This window comes from Komagataeibacter europaeus LMG 18890, assembly GCF_000285295.1.
Lineage (GTDB): Bacteria > Pseudomonadota > Alphaproteobacteria > Acetobacterales > Acetobacteraceae > Komagataeibacter > Komagataeibacter europaeus.
In genome coordinates, this window is record NZ_CADP01000171.1 from 1 (window position 1) to 3,990 (window position 3,990).

2 protein-coding genes and 1 pseudogene are annotated in these 3,990 nt (G+C 61.2%); all 3 read left to right on the plus strand.

Going from position 1 to position 3,990, the window contains the following annotated elements; genetic code table 11:
- Positions 1–1,503, plus strand: a 1,503-nt coding sequence (locus GEU01_RS19795; RefSeq protein ID WP_019085340.1) for a carbohydrate porin, incomplete at its 5' end; no start/stop codon positions are given.
- Between the two features lie 305 nt (positions 1,504–1,808).
- Positions 1,809–2,628 (plus strand): annotated as a pseudogene (locus GEU01_RS23495) (FUSC family protein); the annotation flags it as partial.
- Positions 2,629–2,710: 82 nt separating this feature from the next.
- Positions 2,711–3,751 carry an IS110 family RNA-guided transposase gene (locus tag GEU01_RS19805; RefSeq protein WP_019085102.1) on the plus strand — a complete coding sequence of 347 codons (1,041 nt, stop codon included), beginning with the start codon at positions 2,711–2,713 and terminating at the stop codon, positions 3,749–3,751.
- Positions 3,752–3,990: the final 239 nt, after the last annotated feature.

Genomic DNA, 3,990 nt, shown 5'->3' on the forward strand with positions numbered 1-3,990 from the left:
CTGGGCAATTCCACCCCGCTGATCCAGCAGATCGACCCCGCCACGGTGCGTGATTCGGAACGCGCGCAGGCCGATACGGAAGAAAAGGCCGCGGTCGCGGCAGGGGGCGAGGACAGGCTGGACACCAGCGGCAACCTGCTGGGCAACATGTGGGGCGCGCGGCCGTGGCTTTACAAACACGGCATCACCTTCGACATACAGGAAGTCGATGAGGTCTGGGGCAACGGCACCGGCGGCACGCCCAGCACCAATGGCGACGGGCAGGGTTCGGGCACCGGCCCCGCCTATGACGGCGTCACCATGCCGACGCTGACCATCGATACCGAAAAGCTGTTCGGGCTGAAGGGCGGCCTGTTCAACGTCAGCGCGCTGCAGACGCGCGGGCGCTCGATCTCGCAGGATCACCTGAACAACTTCAACCCCATAAGCGGGTTCGAGGCCGATCGCTCCACCCGCCTGTTCGAACTGTGGTACCAGCAGTCCTTCCTCAAGGGAAAGCTGGACGTGAAGATCGGCCAGCAGGACCTTGATACCGAATTCCTGGTCAGTTATTACGCGTCTTTGTACCTGAACGCCAATTTCGGCTGGCCCATGGCCCCTTCGGTCAACCTGTATGGTGGCGGGCCGTCATGGCCGCTGTCCTCGCCCGCCATCCGCATCCGCTACCGCCCCAGCGAGAAATTCACCTTCATGTTCGCCGCAGCCGACGACAACCCGCCCGGCAACCGCTACAACTCCCTGCCCATCCAGCAGGCCACCGGGTCTGGCAGCGGCTTCAGTTCCGATCCCACCAGCCAGACCTATGACGGCGCCAACGGCACGAACTTCAACATGGGCACCGGCGCGCTGCTGATCACCGAACTGCAGTATGCGCTCAACCCGCAGCCGGCCGACATGTCCAACGTGACCAAAAATCCCGGCCTGCCGGGGGTGTACAAGCTGGGTGGATACTACGATACCGCGAAATTCGCCGACTACCGCTACAACCAGCGCGGCGGTTCACTGGGGGCGGCCACGCTGAACGCCAGCGCCACGCAGGCCGACCTGACCCCGCGATGGGACCGGGGCAACTGGATGGTCTATGGCATCATCGACCAGATGATCTGGCGGCCTTCGCTAACATCCCCCCGCTCGCTGGGTGCATTCGTGCGCGCCACGGGCAACGGGGGCGACCGCAACATGATCAGCTTCGCCATCGACGCGGGGCTGAACCTGAAGGCCCCGTTCAGGGGACGCGACAACGACACGATCGGGCTGGGCTGGGGCATCGGCCGCGCCAGTTCGGGGCAGCGCCAGTTCGACCGCGACAGCCATTCGCTGGTGCAGGGCAACGAAAACCACCTTGAACTGACCTATCAGGCGCAGGTCACGCCATGGCTGGTCATGCAGCCCGACTTCCAGTACGTCTGGCACCCCGCCGGCGGCGGTGCCGACCCGTCCTTCCCATACCGCCGCACCGGCGACGAGGCGATCTTCGGCCTGCACAGCAATATTACATTCTGAATACCCGCCTGTTCCCATGGCAGACTGACACCATACGGTTCCGCATCGCATGACGGGTATACGGCCCCCGTATCCGTCATAAGCCGCATGATCCATGCCCTGAATCCACCCGGGGCTTTTTCATAAATATTACTTATCAAAATATCATAACAAACGATTGGACCCGTCGGCCCCGCCGCCGCCATGTTCCGCCACGGCAAAGCCCGCATGGGCAATGCGCATCCTGACCATGATGTAAAAGGCTGAACGAAATGGGGGCCCGGACCGCAACTTTACCCCTGCCTGAGCGCATTACCAGCGTGCTGATGCATCAAGTAAGGCGCGTTTCGTGGATTTATGCGCCAGCCCTGCCTGATCTGGCGTTTGCGGTACGCACAGCGTTCGCCGCCATCATTTCGCTGCTGATCGCGATGTGGATGGAACTGGACAGCCCGCAATGGGCCCCACTGACCGTATGGGTCGTGGCGCAGTCCTCACGCGGGGAAAGCCTGTCCAAGGCGCGGTGGCGAATTTTCGGCACGCTGGTGGGCAGTGTCGCGGCCATTACCCTGATGGCGGCTTTCCCGCAGGCGCCGGGACTGTTCTTTGCCTGCCTTTCCCTGTGGATCGGGCTGTGCTGCGCACTGGCGACACTGCTGGACCAGTACCGGGCTTACGGACTGGTGCTGACGGGATTTACATCCGCCATCATCGCCACGGGGGCCATTGCGCAACCTGATGATGTCTTTGCCATAAGTGTCGCGCGCAGTAGCTACATCATACTGGGCGTGCTGTGCGAAGCGGTTCTGGCGGTCCTGTTCATGCCCCGCATGGTGGAACGCGCCCGCCAGCAGCTTCTGGACCGTCTGGCCGATACATTCCGCGCCACCTGTGCCACGATCACCCGGCACCCCGGCGCATCGGCCGACCCGGAACAGCAGGCCGTGACCGGCACCCTGCTGAAACGGATCGTGACATTTAGCGGACAGATCGAATTCAGCGCGCTGGAACTGGGGCCACGCAACCACGTGGGCGACCATGCCCGGCGCGCACTGGCGGGGATGCTGGTCATGCTGGCGCAGGCGCGCGCTGCAGATCCTGCATCCCCGCATGACCGCGCCGCCGCATGGCGACGACGCGCGACCTGAACTGATGGGGTGGACGGCTCCCAACGGCATCGCGATGTGCCAAGGTGAAGTCGTTGCAGAATTCACAGAGGAGGCCACCCATGGAACAAATTATCCGTATTGGCATGGACACGTCAAAAAGTGTTTTCCAATTGCACGGTGTAAACGCGAAGGAGCAGCCTGTTTTGCGCAGGAAGCTATCCCGCCGGGAGATGGTAAAGTTTTTTGAGAAACTGCCCCCGATTGAAATCGCGATTGAGGCCTGTGGCGCCTCCCATTACTGGGGGCGGGTGCTCTCGTGTCTGGGACACACAGTGAAGCTGATCGCGCCGCAGCTCGTGAAGCCTTATGTCAAGCGCGGGAAAAACGATGCCGCCGACGCGGAAGCCCTCTGTGAAGCGATGAGTCGGCCTACAATGCGGTTCGTCCCGCTCAAGAGCGAGGAAGAGCAGGCAGCGTTGATGCTGATTGGAATGCGGGCACGACTTATCCGGAACCGCACACAGCTCGTCAATACGATCCGGGGATATGCTGCCGAGTTTGGGATCACGGCGCCCAAAGGCATGTGCCGGATTGAGGCACTCCTTGATCGGATCGCTGCGGACGAAAGCCTGCCCACATTGACGCGCGAGTTGTTTGCCCTTCACGCAAAGGAATATGCTGAATTGCAAGGTGAAATCGAACAGCTTGAGGGCAAGGTGATGGCATGGCACCGCGCCAACGAATGCAGTCAGCGTCTTGCGAAAATTCCGGGCGTTGGCCCGATCGGCGCAGCGCTGCTGATGATGAAAACGCCTGATCCGCATCTGTTCAAATCGGGTCGAGCCTTTGCGGCCTGGATCGGATTGACGCCCAGGGATCACTCAACCGGTGGAAAAACAAGGCTTGGCAGAATCACACGCGCTGGCGATGAGGTCTTGCGAAGCACGCTGGTGGTTGGCGCGACCGCAGTCGTGTCGCATGCCCGGCGGACCAATGGGAAGAATGCCTCATCTTGGTTACGTGAATTGCTGGAGCGCAAAAAACCGAAACTCGCAGCGGTGGCCCTTGCCAATAAGATTGCGCGGATTGCCTGGAAACTGATGGTCAGCGGCGAACACTATAAGCGCCTTCTGCAGCAACCCGGCGCAGCTGCTGTTTGAGCTTAGCCTGGCACGATGCGCTGACATTTGACGCTCTCGTGCCGAGCTGAGGTCGTGGCTTGCAAGTAATAGAGCAGATGGTGTGATCGATCGATCCATGGCGTGAGAAAACCCGTGGCAACCAGTGGTCATCAAAGACCGCTTCTGTGTTTGGGGCTCACGCTGCGGAAGCCATCTTGGCCAGCGACCCTATGGCCGCATCAACAGGCCGGACATATGGAAGCAAAGATCCGATCATT